Source organism: Amycolatopsis sp. NPDC051061, from assembly GCF_040682935.1.
GTDB lineage: Bacteria > Actinomycetota > Actinomycetes > Mycobacteriales > Pseudonocardiaceae > Amycolatopsis.
Genome location: NZ_JBFBBZ010000011.1, coordinates 235,408 through 251,028 on the forward strand (window position 1 = coordinate 235,408; position 15,621 = coordinate 251,028).

A 15,621-nucleotide genomic window follows, 5' to 3' on the forward strand; every position below is an offset into this window, starting at 1 on the left:
TCAGGACACCAGCATCGTGCTGACGCAGAAGCCCTTGTCGTCGAAGTTCGTCGCGCTCAGCGTGCCCTTGACGTTCTTGCCCGCGGACGTCCCGGTGACCTGGCCCTCGACGAGGAACTCGTCGTCCGGCACGTCGCCGAGCGTCAGCTGCAGCGGCGGCTTGAGGAACGTCTTGAGCCACGAGTCGAGCAGGTCCTTCGAGTCCGAGCAGCCCAGCGCGAGCGCGCCGGGCGTGTCGCCCGCGTTCAGCTTGTCGATGAAGCCCTGCAGCACGACCTTGGCGTCGGCGCCCGAACCGGTCGGCGACGACGGCTTCGTGGTCGGCGTGGTCGACTTGCGAGGGGTCGTCTTCGGCGTCGAAGGCTTGGCCGACGTGCTCGTCGCCGGCGGGGCCGCGGTGTTGTTGTCCTTGGACAGGAAGAAGCCGGGCGCGACGAACCCGGTGATCCCGACGGCGACGAGCAGGACGACCACGGCGCCGATGGTGATCCACAGCCCGGTCTTGCCCTGCTTCGGCGGCGCCGGCGGCCCGCCGAAGCCCTGGCCGTAGCCCCCGGACTGGTCCCAGCCCGCCATCTGGCCGCCCTGGTTCGGGTCCCAGGCCTGCTGGCCGTACTGCTGCGCGTTCGGGTCCGCCCACGCCGACTGCTGCTGCGCGTTCGGGTCGCCCCACGCCTGCTGCTGCTGGGCGTTCGGGTCACCCCACTGCGGCGGCTGGTTCGCCGGGAACCCGCCCGACGGGTAGCCGGGTTGTTGCTGCTGCTGGCTCGGGTCCCAGCCCTGCGGGTACTGCTGCGTCGGGTAGGGCTGTTGCTGCTGGTTGGGGTCCCACCCGCCCTGCTGCGGGTACGGCTGCTGGAAGCCGCCGGACTGCGGCTGCTGGCCGTACGGGTCGGGCTGGCCGGGCTGGCCCGGCTGAGGCGGGTACGTCATCTTTCATGCCTTCCGGGCGCTGGGTGTTCGTGCGCTTCCGACGTCCGCAAGGCCTGTGCGGTTCCCCCAGGACGTGGTGAGCAGCATTCTGCAAGCTCGGACGGTACGGCATGAAACCGGCTCCCGGTCGCGACGACGCGAAGTCGTCACGATCCGGGAGCCGGGGGTGCGGGTCAGCCGTTGGCGAGGGCCTGGAGCCGGTCGTAGGCACCGTTGAAGGTGTCCTGGTCGAGCGGGCTCGAGGTGTACTGCCAGACGGTGTAGAAGCCCCAGTTGTAGGGGAGGGCGCCCACCGACGACGAGTACCGCGCGACCCACAGCGGGGCCGTGCTGGAGAAGTCGGCGTTGACGCACTGGTTCCACCAGCTCTGCGATGTGTAGATCGCCGGGTACCGGCCGGTCTTGGCGTGGTAGGTGTCGTGGAAGTCGAGGATCCACGCCGTCATCGCCGCCCTGCTCAGCCCGTAGCAGGTCGCGCCGTACGGGTTGTACTCCATGTCCAGGGCCCCCGGCAGCGTCTTGCCGTCCTTGGACCAGCCGCCGCCGTGGGCGATGAAGTAGTTCGCCTGCGCCGCGCCGCTCGCGGTGTTCGGGGTCGCGAAGTGGTAGGCGCCGCGGATGAAGCCCTGGTTGTAGGAGCCGTTGTACTGCTGCGCGAAGTACGGGTTCGTGTAGCTGGTGCTCTCGGTGGCCTTGGTCCAGACGAACCGCTTGCCCTGGTTCCACCAGCTCGCCCAGTCGACGTTGCCCTGGTAGCCGGCGACGTCCATGCCGGCCACCGTGGCCAGCACCTGGCCCGGGATGGCCTGGCCGGGCTGCGGCTGCTGTGCCGCCTTCTGCGTGTCCGGGGTCGACGTGTCGCCTTCGACGCGCCGGATCTGCGACCCCAGTTCGTGGTCGTGCTGGGCGATGTCCGCGTTGATCGCGGCCACGGGGTCGATTTCGGGGGAGAAGGTCGTCGCCTGGGCCGTGCTGCCGAGCAGGAGCAGCGTGGCCGGGACGACCAGGGCGGCGAAGATCCGCCCTCTTCGGGAAGTGGACATCGTTGAATCCCTTCACAGATACCCTCGCTGAGGACGGCTTACTGCAGGTAGCCGCCCGTGCACGATTGTTGAGGACGAGGTCGTGTTTGTCACTCAGTTCCGTGAAATTGGGTATACGTGTGGGTGATTTTCCCGGGTAGTCGATCTTCAATTGGTGACTGGTTAACACCTATTACTTCGGCCGGTGGGCCGTTCAGCCCAGCGCGAGGGCGCGGAGGCGGTCGGCCGGGCCGTTGAACCAGTTCTGGTCGCCCGGAAGCGAACCGCGGTCGGCGAACTGCCAGATCGTGTGGATGCTCCAGCCGGCGGGCAGCTCGCCGATGAAGGTGTTGTAGCGGGCGATCCACAAGGGATTCCCGCTGAAACCGCCGTTGTTCGCGGTGCAGCGCTTCCACCAGCTCGTCGACGTGTAGATGGTCGGGTAGCGGCCGGTCGCGGCGTGGTAGGTGTCCGAGAAGCCGTGGATCCAGGCGACCATGCCCGCGGCGTCCTTGCCGTAGCAGGTTTCGCCGTACGGGTTGTACTCCGCGTCGAGCGCGCCGGGCAGGGTCCGGCCGTCGGCCGACCAGCCGCCGCCGTGAGCGAGGAAGTACCGTGCTTGCGACGCGCCGTCGGAGATGTCCGGCCGGGCGAAGTGGTAAGCGCCGCGGATCAGGCCGGCGCCGTAGGAGCCGTTGTACTGCTGGGCGAACTGCGGGTTGACGAACCCGGTGCCCTCGGTCGCCTTGACGTAGACGAACTTCGCGCCCGTCCGCGCCGCGCCGGACCAGTCGACCGGGCCCTGGTGGCCGCTGACGTCGTGGCCGAGCTCCTGGTCGTCGGTCGCGTACTCCACGCCGGGCACCGCGTCGACGCCTTCGACCTTGGCGATCTGCGAACCGGCGTAGTGGTCTTCGGCCCCCGAGTAGCTGTCGGCGGCCGCCGCCGGCGCCTGTCCGGCGGCGAGCAGGACGGCGGCGGCGAAGGGAAGCAGCGAACGACGTCCCACCCTCATGCACCCCACCGGTCTCGTGAGTCTTTTCCAGCCTCACCATGCACCCGAGCCGCCGGATCGGCGACTCGGGTGGTCACTCGATGGGGTTAAACCCGCAGGTCAGCCGCGTTCGTCGGCCAGCGCCTTCAGCAGGTGCTCGGCCGGCACGACGGCCGTGATCAGGTCGTGCGGGTTGATCGCGACGGGGTGCCCGCCGAGCAGGCCGGCGATGTCGCGGCCGACCACGGCGCGGGCGTGCGGCCACTCGCGCGGCACCAGCGCCTTGCGGGTGTAGGCGGGCACCATGACCCGGCCGTCGGTGTTGTGGAAGCCGATCACGGTGCGCTGCACCGGCGACATCGCGTAGACGAACAGCGTCGAGTCGAGGACGACCTTCGGCAGGTCCGACGGCGGCCGGTGCTCGGTGCGGACGAGCTGCAGCAGCTGCTCGAGGTCGTTCGACGGCTCCGGGAAGCCGAGCGCCTTGGGCGAGGGCCGGTACCGGTCGTTCGGGTGGAAGTCGGCGACGACGTCGCCCGCGCCGTTCACCGGGTACGCGCCGACGACCGCCCACGACGGCACCGGGCCGTTCGGGTCGAAGGCCTCGTCGATGACGTAGAGCCAGCTGTCGGGGTTGGCGCGGGCGTTCGTGCGCATCTCCGCGGTGATCTCGGGCGTGCCGTGCTTGCCGGAGCGCCGGGCCTGCTGGCCGCCGCGCCGCGCGGCGCGGTTGTGCTTGCTGTGCTTGCCGGGGCGATCGGCGCCGCTTCCGGTGGGCTGCTGCGAAACCATCCGATCTGCCTCGTCCCGCTGCGCCATCGTCATCCCCACGTTCTCGGGTGTGCCTGAAAAGTCTTGGTGCGCCACTCTACTGTTTGCCCATGGCCTCTTCGCGTTCGGTCGACCCCGGACAGTTACGTGCGGCGGTGCTGGCGATTTCCGCGTGGCTGCAAGGCGACGCGCCCGATCCGGCGCGCCCGGAGCTGGCCGCCGCGGTCCGGCTCAGCTTGCGCGCGCTCGCGGCCGACGCGCCGGGCCGCACGGTCGAGGTCCGCGTGCCGCCGTTCGCGGCGGTGCAGTGCGTGGACGGCCCGCGGCACACGCGTGGCACCCCGCCGAACGTGATCGAGACCGACCCGCGCACCTGGCTCGAACTGGCCACCGGCCGGCTGGACTGGACCACGGCGGTGGCGGACGGCCGGGTGTCCGCTTCGGGCACCCGGGCCGACCTTTCCCACTGGCTGCCCCTCGTCCGCCTCTGACGGGCGCGGGCGCGCGCGGAGCTACGGCTTGCGGCCGACGCCGCCGGAGATCGTGCGCTGCGCGACGTTGAGCTCCTTGAGCCGCGGGCCGTCCGGCCACCAGTCGGCGCACAGCGTCACGCCGGGATCGACCATTTCGAGGCCGGGGAACAGCGCCTCGATCTCCTTCTGCGTCCGGAACGTGCCGGACCCCATCGGGCTGTGCACGAAGAAGTCCTCCATGCGGCGCGCCGTCGCGGAGTCTTCGTTCTCGGGGTCGGAGAAGTGGCTGAGCCCGACGAAGGAGCCGGACGGCAGCGCGTCGACGTACTCCCGCATGATCTGGGCCGGCCGGTCGTGGTCGCCCTTGAAGTGGTGCAGCGTGCCCATCTGCAGCAGCACGAGCGGCTGCGTGAAGTCGATGTGCTCGCGGACGACCTCGTTCTCGAGGATCCGCTGCGGCTCGAAGATGTCCTCGGCGACGAAGTGGGTGTGCTCGTTCTCTTCGAGCAGCGCGCGGCCGTGCGCGAGGACCACCGGGTCGTTGTCGACGTAGACGACCTTGGTCTCCGGGTTGATCCGCTGGACGACCTGGTGGGTGTTCTCCGCCGTCGGCAGGCCGGAGCCGAGGTCCAGGAACTGGGTGATGCCGGTCTGGCCGGCGAGGAAGCGGCAGACGCGGATCAGGAAGCCGCGGTTTTCGAACGCGAGGTCCTGGGCCTCCGGGGCGGCCTGCTGCACCTTGTGCAGGACCTCCCGGTCGATCTCGTAGTTGTCCTTCCCGAGCAGGAAGGCGTCGTACACGCGCGCGATGCTCGCTCGGGTCGGGTCGACCCCCACGGGAACTCGTTCGGTCCGGGTCGCGGCGTCGGGCATCTTGAACCTCGCAAGTTCTGTGTCGAAAGTCTCGGCTTCTACGTAGAGTAGGACGACACACGCATGCGGTAAACCGGGTCACCTCTTTGCGCAGGACGGCCCAACGTGTACTTTCGGTAGTCGGGCTAGAACCCCCTGGTGACGTGAGCGCGGAAGGTCCGGGAATGAACGCGGTGAACGCGTCCGCAGGTGAACAGAACATCGGCCCCACGGCGCGCCGGATGATCCTGGGCTCGCAGCTTCGCCGACTCCGCGAAGAGGCCGGTATCACCCGCCAGCAGGCCGGGTACAACATCCGCGGGTCCGAATCGAAGATCAGCCGCCTGGAACTGGGCCGGGTCGGCTTCAAGGAACGCGACGTCACCGACCTCCTGACGATGTACGGCGTCGAGGACGGGACCGAGCGCCAGACGTTCCTCGACATGGTCAAGCAGTCGAACGAGCCGGGCTGGTGGCGGCGCTTCGGCGACACGATGCCGAACTGGTTCACCGACCTCGTCGGCCTCGAAGAAGCCGCGGCCCGGATCCAGATCTGGGAGCCGCTGTACGTCTCGGGGCTGCTGCAGATCGAGGGGTACGCGCGGGCGATCTTCAGCCACGGCCGCCCGGAGATGGCCGACGAGCGCGTCGACCAGCTGGTCGCCCTGCGCATGCGGCGGCAGAAGATGTTCAGCCGGCCGGACGCGCCCCGGGTGTGGATGGTGCTCGACGAGTCGGTGCTGTACCGGCCGATCGGCGGGATGAAGATCCTCAAGCAGCAGATCGAGTACCTGCTTGAGATGAGCGCGCTGCCGCACGTATCGGTCCAGGTCCTGCCGTATTCGCGCAGCGGGCTGTCCGCGGAGCACGCGTTTTCGCTGCTGCGGTTCGGCGAACCGGAACTGCCGAACATCGCCTACGTCGAGTACCTGACCGGCGCGCACTACATCGAGAAGCGCGAAGAGATCGAAAAGTACAGTCGTGCGCTGGACATGCTGGCGGTCGATTCCGAGACGCCGGAGCGGAGCCGCGCTCTACTCGCGAAGCGGCGCGCGGAGATCTGAGAACGTCCGTGACCAGGCCGGTGAACCGCTTCGCCGGCGCCGACGTGTGCCCGATAGGTGGTCACCGGCGGTATCCGCGGGCCAGTCGGCGACTCCCGCCCTGTCCTGATCAGCGGTGACTACCCGTAGTTGTTCACCCATTAGGGTCGCTAACTATCACCCAATAGGTTAACCGTGACCTGGTGATTCTTTACCGTCCGAGAACTTTGCAAGAAATTCTGCACGTGCATTTACCGTTGCAGGCACACGTGCTAGCCTCCGATACGCGGGCAAATGCACATGCAGATGCAGTGCCCGGAAGGTTTTCCGCATCGAGAGGTGGACCATGGCTGAGCGATTCGAGAACGGCATCCCGGCCGACCGGCTCTCCGGGGCCGAGTGGCGCAAGGCGAGCTACAGCGGTGCCGTCGGCAACTGCGTCGAGGTCGCGCCGCTGTCCAACGGCGAGATCGCGATGCGCAACTCGCGGTTCCCGACCGGCCCGGCGCTCGTCTACACGCGCGCGGAGATGGCGGCCTTCCTGGCCGGCGCGAAAGACGGTGAATTCGACGATGTCCTCGGCTGAGGCCATCTCCGCCGTCTTCGACATCGAAACCGGACTGCAGGAACTGGTGGCCCGCGGCTACCAGTTCGTCCACCCCGCCGACGAGCGCGGCGAGGTCCTCGCCGTCGTCGGTGTGCGGGTGCACGACGACGTGGTGGACGTGGTCCGGCTCAACGCCGAGGACGACGTCGTGGCGACCCGGATGCCCGGCACCGAAGAGAACATCTTCGAGCCGGAGCGCTGGTTGTGGCGCCGCCGCGGCGAAGGCGCGCAAGTGCTCACGGAGATGCTCTCCCTGCCGGATGCTTGCTAGACAAGAAGGCTTCAGGCCCTGTCCGAAGTGGTCAGTACCACGTCGGGCGGGGCCTGACTCAGGTCCGCACCGTCTACACTGAAATCGGCCTGACCACGTCTTCCTGGGAGCACCTTCGGTGGTTTCCGACCCGCAGCTCGTGTCCGACCAGCCCGAACCGGAACCCCGCGAGGAGTGTGGCGTCTTCGGCGTCTGGGCTCCCGGGGAAGAAGTCGCAAAGCTGACCTACTACGGCCTCTACGCCCTGCAGCACCGGGGCCAGGAGGCTGCCGGCATCTCCGTCTCCGACGGCTCGCAGATCGTGGTCTTCAAGGACCTCGGCCTGGTCAGCCAGGTTTTCGACGAGCAGATCCTGCAGTCGCTGCAGGGGCACATCGCCGTCGGGCACTGCCGGTACTCGACCACCGGCGCGACCATCTGGGAGAACGCCCAGCCGATCTTCCGCACCACCGCAACCGGCAGCGGCCTTTCCTTCGCGCACAACGGCAACCTCGTCAACACGGCCGAGCTGCGCGAGCGCACCATCGCCGCCGGGCTCAAGCCGCACGCGGGCCTGACCGGCTCGTCGAGCGACTCCGACCTGATCTGCGGGCTGCTCGCGGCGAACGCCGCCGACAAGGGCATCGAAGCCGCCGCGATGGACCTGCTGCCCACGCTCAAGGGCGCCTTCTGCCTGGTCTTCGCCGACGAGAACACGCTCTACGCGGCGCGTGACCCGCACGGCGTGCACCCGCTGGTGCTCGGCCGGCTCGAGCGCGGCTGGGTCGTCTCGAGCGAGACGGCGGGCCTCGACATCGTCGGCGCGTCCTTCGTCCGCGAGGTCGAACCCGGCGAGCTCATCGCGATCGACGCGGAGGGCCTGCGCTCCTCCCGCTTCGCGAGCCCGGACCCCAAGGGCTGTGTCTTCGAGTACGTCTACCTCGCCCGTCCCGACACCACGATCGCCGGTCGCGGCGTGCACGCCACCCGCGTCGAGATCGGCCGCCGCCTGGCGCACGAGCAGCCGGTCGAGGGCGACCTGGTCATGCCGGTGCCGGAGTCGGGTACGCCGGCCGCGATCGGGTACGCGCAGGGGTCCGGCATCCCCTACGGCACCGGCCTGGTGAAGAACGCCTACGTCGGGCGCACGTTCATCCAGCCGTCGCAGACCATCCGCCAGCTGGGCATCCGGCTCAAGCTGAACCCGCTGCGCGACGTCATCCGCGGCAAGCGCCTGGTCGTCGTGGACGACTCGATCGTCCGCGGAAACACCCAGCGCGCGCTCGTCCGGATGCTGCGGGAGGCCGGCGCGCTCGAGGTGCACGTCCGGATCGCGTCGCCGCCCGTGCGCTGGCCGTGCTTCTACGGCATCGACTTCGCGTCGCGGGCCGAATTGGTCGCGAACGGCGTCGACCTCGACGGCATCCGGCGCTCGATCGGGGCCGACTCCCTGGGCTACATTTCCCTCGACGGCCTGGTCGCGGCCACGGAACAGCCGAAGTCGCGGCTGTGCACGGCGTGCTTCTCCGGGGAGTACCCGATCCCGCTGCCGGAGGACGCGCTGATCGGGAAGCACCTGCTCGAAAGCCTCGACTCGGTCAATGGCGCGGCGACTCCGGTCAGCTCCGCCGGGTACGGTGCCGAGGACGCCGTCCGGCGTCCCTAGCAGTTCCTTCCAGTAGGGAGTCCTTCCACCGTGAGCGAGTTCACGAGCGCCACGTACGCCGCCGCCGGGGTCAGCATCGACGCCGGCGACCAAGCCGTCGAGCTGCTCAAGCCGCACGCCGAGCGGGCCACGCGCCCCGAGGTCATGGGTGGCGTCGGCGGCTTCGCCGGGCTCTTCTCCCTGAAGCTCGACAAGTGGAAGGAGCCGGTGCTCGCGTCGTCGACCGACGGCGTCGGCACCAAGATCGCGGTCGCGCAGGCGCTGGACAAGCACGACACGGTCGGCATCGACCTGGTCGCCATGGTCGTCGACGACCTCGTCGTGACCGGCGCCGAGCCGCTGTTCCTGCAGGACTACATCGCCGTCGGCAAGGTGCACCCGGAGAAGATCGCCGCGCTGGTCGGCGGCATCGCCGAAGGCTGTGTCCAGGCCGGCTGCGCGCTGCTGGGCGGGGAGACCGCCGAGCACCCCGGCCTGATGGGCGAGCACGACTACGACATGTCGGCCACCGGCGTCGGCGTCGTCGAGGCGTCCCAGCTGCTCTCGCCGGAGAAGGTCCGCCCGGGCGACATCGTGCTCGCGCTCGGTTCGTCGGGCCTGCACTCGAACGGCTACTCACTGGCCCGGCACGTGCTGCTGGACATCGCGCGGATGCCGCTCGGCGGGCACGTCGAGGAGTTCGGCCGCACCCTCGGCGAGGAGATGCTGGAGCCGACCCGGATCTACGCCAAGGACTGCCTCGCGCTCGCGGCCGAGACCGAGGTCCGGACGTTCGCGCACATCACCGGCGGTGGCCTGGAGGCGAACCTGGCCCGCGTCATGCCGCGCGGCCTGGTCGCCCGGCTCGAGCGCGGCACCTGGACCCCGGCGCCGGTGTTCGCGCTGATCGGCCAGCGCGGCAAGGTCGAGCGGGCCGAGCTGGAGAAGACCTTCAACATGGGTGTCGGCATGGTCGCGATCGTCGGCGCCGAGGACGTCGACCGGGCGCTGGCCATGCTGACCGCGCGGCACCTGCCGGCGTGGGTGCTGGGCGACGTCCAGCCGGCCGAGGACGTCGACGGCCCGCGCGCGGTTCTCTCCGGCGATCACCCGCGCTTTTAGAAACGTACTTGATCGCGGCTGTCACACTGGTTGACGTGGCAGCCGAGGACGTGGTGATCGGCTCTCGGTTCACGATCCCGGGAGCCGAGTTGAACGAGCGCTTTTCGCGCTCGTCCGGCCCGGGCGGGCAGGGCGTGAACACCACCGACTCGCGCGTCGAGCTGTCCTTCGACGTGGCTTCGTCGCCGTCGATCCCGGAGCACCTGCGTGACCGGGTCCTCGCCGAACTCGGCCCGCGGCTGGTCGACGGCGTCCTGACGATCGCGGCCAGCGAACACCGCTCCCAGCTGCAGAACCGCGAAGCGGCTCGCGGCCGCCTGGCGAACCTCCTGCGCGACGCGTCGGCGCCGCCGCCCGCCAAGCGGCGCCCCACGAAGCCGTCTCGCGGTTCGAAGGAGCGCCGCCTGGCGTCGAAGAAGCGCCGGAGCGACGTGAAGCGAGGCCGCTCCGGCCGCTTCGAGGATTAGCTCAGGGACAGATGCACGCACTCGCCCGCCGGCTGGTAGCCGACGCGGGCGTAGATGCGCCCGATCCCCAGGTCACCGGGGGTCAGGAACGCGGTGCGGGCGCCCTTGGCGTGCGCGTCCCGGGTGAGGAACGCCGTGAGCGCGCCCGCGAGCCCGCGCCCGCGGTGGGTGTCGAGCACGCCGATGCCGGCGATCTCCGTGGTGCCGTCGACGATCTCGAGGGCGACTCCGCCGCCGACGACCTCGCCGGTGGCCAGGTGCTCGACGAGCGCGGACACGACCCCGGCCGACGCGCTCTTCTTCGCCTTCTCGACGTCCTGGTCGGTGACTTCCGCGTCCGGTTCGCCGTACGCGTGGTTCTGCGCCGCGCGCATCCGCCGGTAGTCCTCGTCGGACTCCGGTTCGCGGACGGCGTAACCGTCGGGGGCGGGGTGGTCGACGAAGCCGGCCGGGGAACAGGTCATCAGCGGCACCCGGTGTTCGAGCCCGTACCCCGCCTCGACCAGCAGGTTCTCCAGGTCGGGAGCGACGTCGGTGAAGTACTCGAGCCGCGGGAGCAGGTCCCGCCGCCGGTACGCCTCGGTCAGGGCGCCGATCTCGGCCGCCGTCGGCCGCGCGCCGTCGTCCGGGATCGCGTAGTTGAGCATCGGGTGGGCCGTGCCCGGCGAGTAGGTGGCCAGGAAGGGGCCGACCTGCTCGGTGGTCCGGCCGCGGGGTGCCGTCTTTCGGACATAGGTCTGGATAGCAGACATCGCTGGGTTGGAGCCTTTCGAGAGCATGTCAAGGAGCCGCAGCCCCGGACGGGCATGCGGGCCGAACGCCGGGCGTCGGGCCTAGCGGGGGCCGACGCCGAGGGCGGCGCCAGGCATAGGCGGTCATTCCTTGACTCGAAGGGACTCTTCCCGGCCATCTTGACACGGTCCGCAAGCGGATTATCGGCGGCAGTCCGAGCAGGCCGCACTATTCGGTGATCTTTCCGGTGGCGGCGTTTGTCTTTCCGTGGTTCGGTCAGAAGGCGTATTCCATAGTGGAGGCTGTGGACAACCCTGTGGATGAATTCGGAGAGTTTGTGAGGAAGCCTTACTTCACAACGTAAACCCGCGATGTGGGCCTGTGTACTACTCGGCGAGCTGTCGGGCCTGCTCGAGGAGGTTCTGCAGGTGCAGACCACGGCGGACGTCGCAGGGGTGCGCCGTGGTGCCGCTCGCGATCATCGCGGCGAAGTCGTCCAGCAACGCGGTGTAGGACTCCTGCGCCGAGCCCGGTTTGCGCCCGAGTGTCCGATATCCGTGCTGTCCCCAGACGGCGACCTCGACGACGGTCGGCTGCACCGGCAGCCGCAGCGACAGCGTCGCGGTGCTGACCACGCCGTTCTCGTGCGCCAGCATCAGGTGCCAGAGGTCACCCGGGCTCCGCCGCGCCGCCACGACCTCGGTGATCGGGCCGAGCGCGGCGTCCAGCAGGTCGAGCGCGTGCGGGCCGATGTCGAACAACGCGCCGCCGTCGTCCTGCCGCCACTCCGAAGCGGCGTACTGGCCGCCGAGCAGGGCGCCGGAGAGCCAGCGCGCGCCGCCCCCGGCCCAGCCGCCCGCCTGCGCGAGGCCGGCGAGCCACTCCTGGGTCTGCGCCGAGTACCGCAAGGTCAGCACGACGAGCGCGGCGACACCCGTGCTCGCGACGGCGTCGGCCAGCCGCTTCGCACCGGCGAGGTCGGCGGCGATCGGCTTCTCCAGGATCAGGTGCTTCCCGGCTTCGGCCGCGCGCACGCCCAGCTCGGCCTGGATCGACGGCGGAACGGCCAGTGCGACCGCGTCCACCTGCTCGAACAGCTCCTCGACGCTGCTCGCGGTGGCCGCGCAGTGCGTGTCCGCAAGCGTTTGCGCGGCCTCGGGCCGCCGGGCCCAGACCGCGGTCAGCGCCGTGCCGGGGTGATCCGCCAGGCCGGGTGCGTGGATGGTCGTCGCCCACGGGCCGGCGCCGATCAGGCCGACGCGCAGCTGTCCGTCCGCGATGAGCTGTCCCACGGTCCGCAGTCTAGGTGTGTCCCTCGTCGCGCCGGAACCGCGTCCGCCGCTGGTTAAGGTTCTCGCATGATCGCCGTGCGCTTCGCCCGTTTCTCCGCTGTCTGCGCCTTGCTGCTGGGAGCCGGCCTCGCCGGCGCCGCGCCCGCCTCGGCGACCGGGACGGCGGGGTCCTGCGCCGAGGGCGCCGGGGTCACGGTGGTCGTCGACTTCGGCGACCTGGGCCCGCAGCCGTTGATCCGCTGCGCCGCGGGCACGCCCGCGAACGGCATCGCGACCCTGCAAGCGGCCGGGGTCGACGTCGCCGGGTCGCAGAAGTACGGCCTCGCGGTGGCCTGCCGGATCGACGGCAAGCCAGGGCCGGACGTCGAGTCGTGCGCGGGGATGCCGTCGGCGACGGCGTACTGGAGTTACTGGCACGCGTCGGCGGGCGGGGCGTGGGAGTCGAGCCAGGAAGGTGCGCAGACGTCGAAGCCGGTCGCGAACGGCTTCGAGGGCTGGGCGTTCGCGCGTCCGAAGTCGGCGAACGACCTGCCGACGCCGCCGCGCGTGGCTCCGGTGCGTCAGGCCGCGACGGCCGCTCCGGATGTCGCGAAAGCCGGCGACACCGAATTTCCCTGGGGCTTCGTGATCGGAGCCGTCGTGGTCCTGCTGCTCGCCGGCGCGGGAGTGTTCATCGCGTCGCGGCGCCGGCGTCGGCGTGAACAGTAGGGCGCTGCATCCCGGCGCCTGGTGGGTCTGGGCGCTCTCGCTGGCCGTCGCCGCCAGCCGGACGACGAACCCGCTGCTGCTCGGCCTGATCATCGCCGTCGCGGGGTTCGTCGTCGCGAACCGCCGGAGTGACGCGCCGTGGGCGCTGGCGTTCCGGCTGTACGCGTACGTCGGCGCGCTGATCGTCGCGTCGCGCGTGCTGTTCCGGATCCTGGTCGGCGGTGAGGACGGCGGTCACGTGCTCCTCGCGCTGCCGCGGATCCCGCTGACCGCAGGTTTGTCCTTGCTCGGGCCGACGTCGGCGGAAGCGCTGCTCGGCGGGTTCTACGACGGCCTCCGGCTGGCGACGATGGTCGTCTGCGTCGGCGCGGCGAACGCCCTGGCCAACCCGAAACGCCTGCTCAAGGCGGTCCCCGGAGCGCTGTACGAGGTGGGTACGGCGGTCACGGTGGCCCTGACGGTGGCGCCGCAGCTCGTCGAGAGCGTGCAGCGCGTGCGGCGAGCCCGGCGGCTGCGGGCGGGGCGGACTCGCGGGCTGCGGGCGGTCAAGGGCATCGTGGTGCCGGTGCTGGAAGACGCGATGGACCGGTCGCTGCGGCTGGCGGCCGCGATGGACTCCCGGGGCTACGGGCGCCGGGCGTACCTGAGCCCTGGCGTGCGGGTGCTGATCGCTTCCTGCGTCCTGTCCGGGCTGGTCGGCGTGTGCGTCGGCGTCTACGGCGTGCTCGACGGGACGTCGTCGTGGCTCGGCGTGCCGCTGCTGGCGGCGGGGCTGGTGGTGGCGGTGGTGGGGTTCGTCCTCGGCGGGCGGCGCGTGCGGCGGACGGCGTACCGGCCGGACCCGTGGCGGTGGCCGGAGACGCTGGTCGTCCTCGCCGGGATCGGGTCGTGCGTGTCGCTCTTCCTTTCCGCGCAGGTCGATCCCGCGAACCTGTACCCGTCGTTGAGCCCGTTGCGGTGGCCGGAGGTTTCCCTGGTGCACGTGGTGTCCCTGCTCATCGCGGTGGTGCCCGCGTTCGTGGCGCCTCGTCCGCCGTCGTCGGAGGTCGTCCGGTGATCGAGTTCTCGCGGGTCACGGTGACCTACCCGGACGCCTCGCGGCCGGTGCTTTCGGACGTCTCACTGCAGGTCGAGGAGGGTGAGCTGTGCCTGGTCGCCGGGCCGACCGGGGCCGGCAAGTCGACTTTCCTCGGGGCGATCAACGGACTCGTCCCGCACTTCACCGGCGGGCGTCTGGCCGGGCGGGTGCTCGTGGGCGGGCTCGACACTGCTGCGTATCCGCCGCGCGAGCTGGCTTCGGTGGTCGGCGTCGTCGGGCAGGACCCGCTTTCGGGGTTCGTGACCGACACCGTGGAGGAGGAGCTGGCGTACGCGATGGAGCAGCTCGCGGTGGCGCCGGACGTCATGCGCAAGCGCGTCGAGGAAACCCTTGACCTGCTGGGGATCGCGGAGCTGCGCAACCGTCCACTTCGGACTCTGTCGGGCGGTCAGCAGCAGCGCGTCGCGATCGGCTCGGTGCTGACGGCCCACCCGTCGGTCGTGGTGCTCGACGAACCGACGTCGGCGCTGGACCCGACGGCGGCCGAGGACGTGCTGGCGGCGATCACCCGGCTGGTGCACGACCTCGGGACGACGGTGGTCGTCGCGGAGCACCGGATGGAGCGGGTGGCGCAGTACGCGGACCGGGTGCTGTACCTGCCGGGCGACGGTTCGGTGCGGTCGGGCCCGCCTTCGGAGATCTTGGCGACGTCGTCGATCGCGCCGCCGATCGCGGAGCTGGGGCGGCTGGCGGGGTGGTCGCCGTTGCCGCTGTCGGTGCGGGACGCGCGGCGGGTCGCGGGGCCGCTGCGGTCCCGGCTTCAGCTGCTCGATCGGAAATTGTCGGTGGTGGGTTCTACTCTCTCGGTGACCGGTCAAGCACTGGACGTGAGAGGGGTGGTGGTCCGATACGGAGATGTCCTGGCGGTGCGCGGGGTGGACCTGCGCGTCGGGCAGGGGGAAGTGGTCGCGCTGATGGGACGCAACGGCTCCGGCAAGTCGTCGCTTCTCTGGGCGGTGCAGGGCAGCGGCCCGAGGTTGGCGGGGAAGGTCGACGTCGGTGGCGCGGATCCAGCGTCGCTCAAGCCACGAGTGGCCCGTCAGCGCGTCGGGCTGGTCCCGCAGACCCCGGCCGACCTGCTGTACCTCGATTCGGTCGACGCCGAGTGCGTACAGGCCGACACCGAATCGGAGGTCCCGGCGGGAACGGCCCGGGCCCTGCTGGACCGGCTCGCCCCCGGGATCGCCGGTGAAGCGCACCCCGGAGATCTCTCGGAAGGGCAGCGACTGGCGCTGGTGCTGGCGGTCCAGCTGGCGGCGGCCCCGCCGGTCGTGCTGCTCGACGAGCCCACCCGCGGCCTGGACTACCACGCGAAAAGGCGCTTCGCGGCGACCCTGCGAGAGCTGGCCTCGCAGGGCCACGCGGTGCTGCTGGCCACCCACGACGTCGAGTTCGTGGCGACGGTGGCCCACCGCGTGGTGGTCATGGCCGAGGGCGAGGTGGTCGCGGACGGCCCGACGAAGGAGGTGATCGTCGCATCGCCGGCGTTCGCCCCGCAGGTGGCGAAGATCCTGGCGCCGGAGCGGTGGCTGACGGTGGACGAGGTAGCGGAAGCGCTGGCATGAGGACGGAGGAGGAGCGAGGGGGCGGGGGCGCGGGCGGGCGGGCGGG

At 70.5% G+C, this 15,621-nt stretch carries 17 protein-coding genes; 10 read left to right on the plus strand and 7 right to left on the minus strand.

The window, feature by feature from the left end; all coding sequences use genetic code 11:
* The 4 genes from AB0N03_RS17725 to AB0N03_RS17740 form a co-directional block, all read right to left on the minus strand.
* Window positions 1-933, minus strand: coding sequence for a hypothetical protein (locus AB0N03_RS17725; protein WP_364372234.1), 933 nt, complete (start codon window positions 931-933; stop codon window positions 1-3).
* A 173-nt stretch (window positions 934-1,106) separates the two neighbouring features.
* Window positions 1,107-1,976, minus strand: coding sequence for a lysozyme (locus AB0N03_RS17730; RefSeq protein ID WP_364372237.1), 870 nt, complete (start codon window positions 1,974-1,976; stop codon window positions 1,107-1,109).
* A 193-nt stretch (window positions 1,977-2,169) separates the two neighbouring features.
* On the minus strand, window positions 2,170-2,970 hold the full coding sequence (locus AB0N03_RS17735) for a lysozyme (protein ID WP_364372240.1): 801 nt from the start codon (window positions 2,968-2,970) through the stop codon (window positions 2,170-2,172).
* Window positions 2,971-3,069: 99 nt separating this feature from the next.
* Window positions 3,070-3,774, minus strand: a complete 705-nt coding sequence (locus tag AB0N03_RS17740; RefSeq protein WP_364372243.1) for a type VII secretion system-associated protein — start codon at window positions 3,772-3,774, stop codon at window positions 3,070-3,072.
* A gap of 56 nt (window positions 3,775-3,830) precedes the next feature.
* Between AB0N03_RS17740 and AB0N03_RS17745 the strand changes: the two genes are divergently transcribed.
* Complete coding sequence (locus tag AB0N03_RS17745) at window positions 3,831-4,211, plus strand: sterol carrier family protein (protein ID WP_364372245.1); 381 nt, start codon at window positions 3,831-3,833, stop codon at window positions 4,209-4,211.
* A 21-nt stretch (window positions 4,212-4,232) separates the two neighbouring features.
* Here the strand turns inward: AB0N03_RS17745 and AB0N03_RS17750 are convergent, their stop codons facing one another.
* The gene (locus AB0N03_RS17750; protein WP_364372319.1) at window positions 4,233-5,030 is read right to left on the minus strand and encodes an SAM-dependent methyltransferase; all 798 of its coding nucleotides are present in this window, start codon (window positions 5,028-5,030) and stop codon (window positions 4,233-4,235) included.
* 200 nt (window positions 5,031-5,230) lie between these two features.
* Between AB0N03_RS17750 and AB0N03_RS17755 the strand changes: the two genes are divergently transcribed.
* From AB0N03_RS17755 to arfB, 6 genes are all read left to right on the plus strand, one after another.
* Window positions 5,231-6,109 carry a helix-turn-helix transcriptional regulator gene (locus AB0N03_RS17755; RefSeq protein ID WP_364372248.1) on the plus strand — a complete coding sequence of 293 codons (879 nt, stop codon included), beginning with the start codon at window positions 5,231-5,233 and terminating at the stop codon, window positions 6,107-6,109.
* Between the two features lie 325 nt (window positions 6,110-6,434).
* Window positions 6,435-6,674 (plus strand): DUF397 domain-containing protein, encoded by a 240-nt coding sequence (locus tag AB0N03_RS17760; protein WP_364372251.1) that lies wholly within the window; start codon window positions 6,435-6,437, stop codon window positions 6,672-6,674.
* Entirely contained in the window at window positions 6,661-6,966 is a 306-nt protein-coding gene (locus AB0N03_RS17765; RefSeq protein WP_364372254.1) for a hypothetical protein, read from the plus strand. Before AB0N03_RS17760 ends, AB0N03_RS17765 begins: the two co-directional genes overlap by 14 nt.
* A gap of 118 nt (window positions 6,967-7,084) precedes the next feature.
* The gene (purF, locus tag AB0N03_RS17770) at window positions 7,085-8,611 is read left to right on the plus strand and encodes an amidophosphoribosyltransferase (RefSeq protein WP_364372256.1); all 1,527 of its coding nucleotides are present in this window, start codon (window positions 7,085-7,087) and stop codon (window positions 8,609-8,611) included.
* Between the two features lie 30 nt (window positions 8,612-8,641).
* Complete coding sequence (gene purM, locus AB0N03_RS17775) at window positions 8,642-9,712, plus strand: phosphoribosylformylglycinamidine cyclo-ligase (RefSeq protein ID WP_364372259.1); 1,071 nt, start codon at window positions 8,642-8,644, stop codon at window positions 9,710-9,712.
* Between the two features lie 50 nt (window positions 9,713-9,762).
* Window positions 9,763-10,179, plus strand: coding sequence for an alternative ribosome rescue aminoacyl-tRNA hydrolase ArfB (gene arfB, locus AB0N03_RS17780; RefSeq protein ID WP_364372321.1), 417 nt, complete (start codon window positions 9,763-9,765; stop codon window positions 10,177-10,179).
* Here arfB and AB0N03_RS17785 read toward each other — a convergent pair.
* Window positions 10,176-10,931, minus strand: a complete 756-nt coding sequence (locus tag AB0N03_RS17785; protein WP_364372262.1) for a GNAT family N-acetyltransferase — start codon at window positions 10,929-10,931, stop codon at window positions 10,176-10,178. The genes arfB and AB0N03_RS17785 overlap by 4 nt on opposite strands.
* A gap of 366 nt (window positions 10,932-11,297) precedes the next feature.
* Window positions 11,298-12,203: a Gfo/Idh/MocA family oxidoreductase gene (locus tag AB0N03_RS17790; RefSeq protein WP_364372265.1), complete on the minus strand. Its 906-nt coding sequence runs from the start codon at window positions 12,201-12,203 to the stop codon at window positions 11,298-11,300.
* Window positions 12,204-12,269: 66 nt separating this feature from the next.
* Here AB0N03_RS17790 and AB0N03_RS17795 point away from each other — a divergent pair, with 66 nt between their 5' ends.
* The 3 genes from AB0N03_RS17795 to AB0N03_RS17805 are packed head-to-tail and all read left to right on the plus strand — an operon-like array spanning window position 12,270 to window position 15,575.
* Window positions 12,270-12,911: an LPXTG cell wall anchor domain-containing protein gene (locus AB0N03_RS17795; protein ID WP_364372268.1), complete on the plus strand. Its 642-nt coding sequence runs from the start codon at window positions 12,270-12,272 to the stop codon at window positions 12,909-12,911.
* Entirely contained in the window at window positions 12,901-13,968 is a 1,068-nt protein-coding gene (locus AB0N03_RS17800; RefSeq protein WP_364372271.1) for an energy-coupling factor transporter transmembrane component T, read from the plus strand. The genes AB0N03_RS17795 and AB0N03_RS17800 overlap by 11 nt, the downstream gene beginning before the upstream one ends.
* A complete protein-coding gene (locus tag AB0N03_RS17805) occupies window positions 13,965-15,575 on the plus strand; it encodes an ATP-binding cassette domain-containing protein (RefSeq protein WP_364372273.1) in 1,611 nt (536 codons plus the stop codon). The genes AB0N03_RS17800 and AB0N03_RS17805 overlap by 4 nt, the downstream gene beginning before the upstream one ends.
* The last annotated feature ends 46 nt before the right edge of the window (window positions 15,576-15,621 follow it).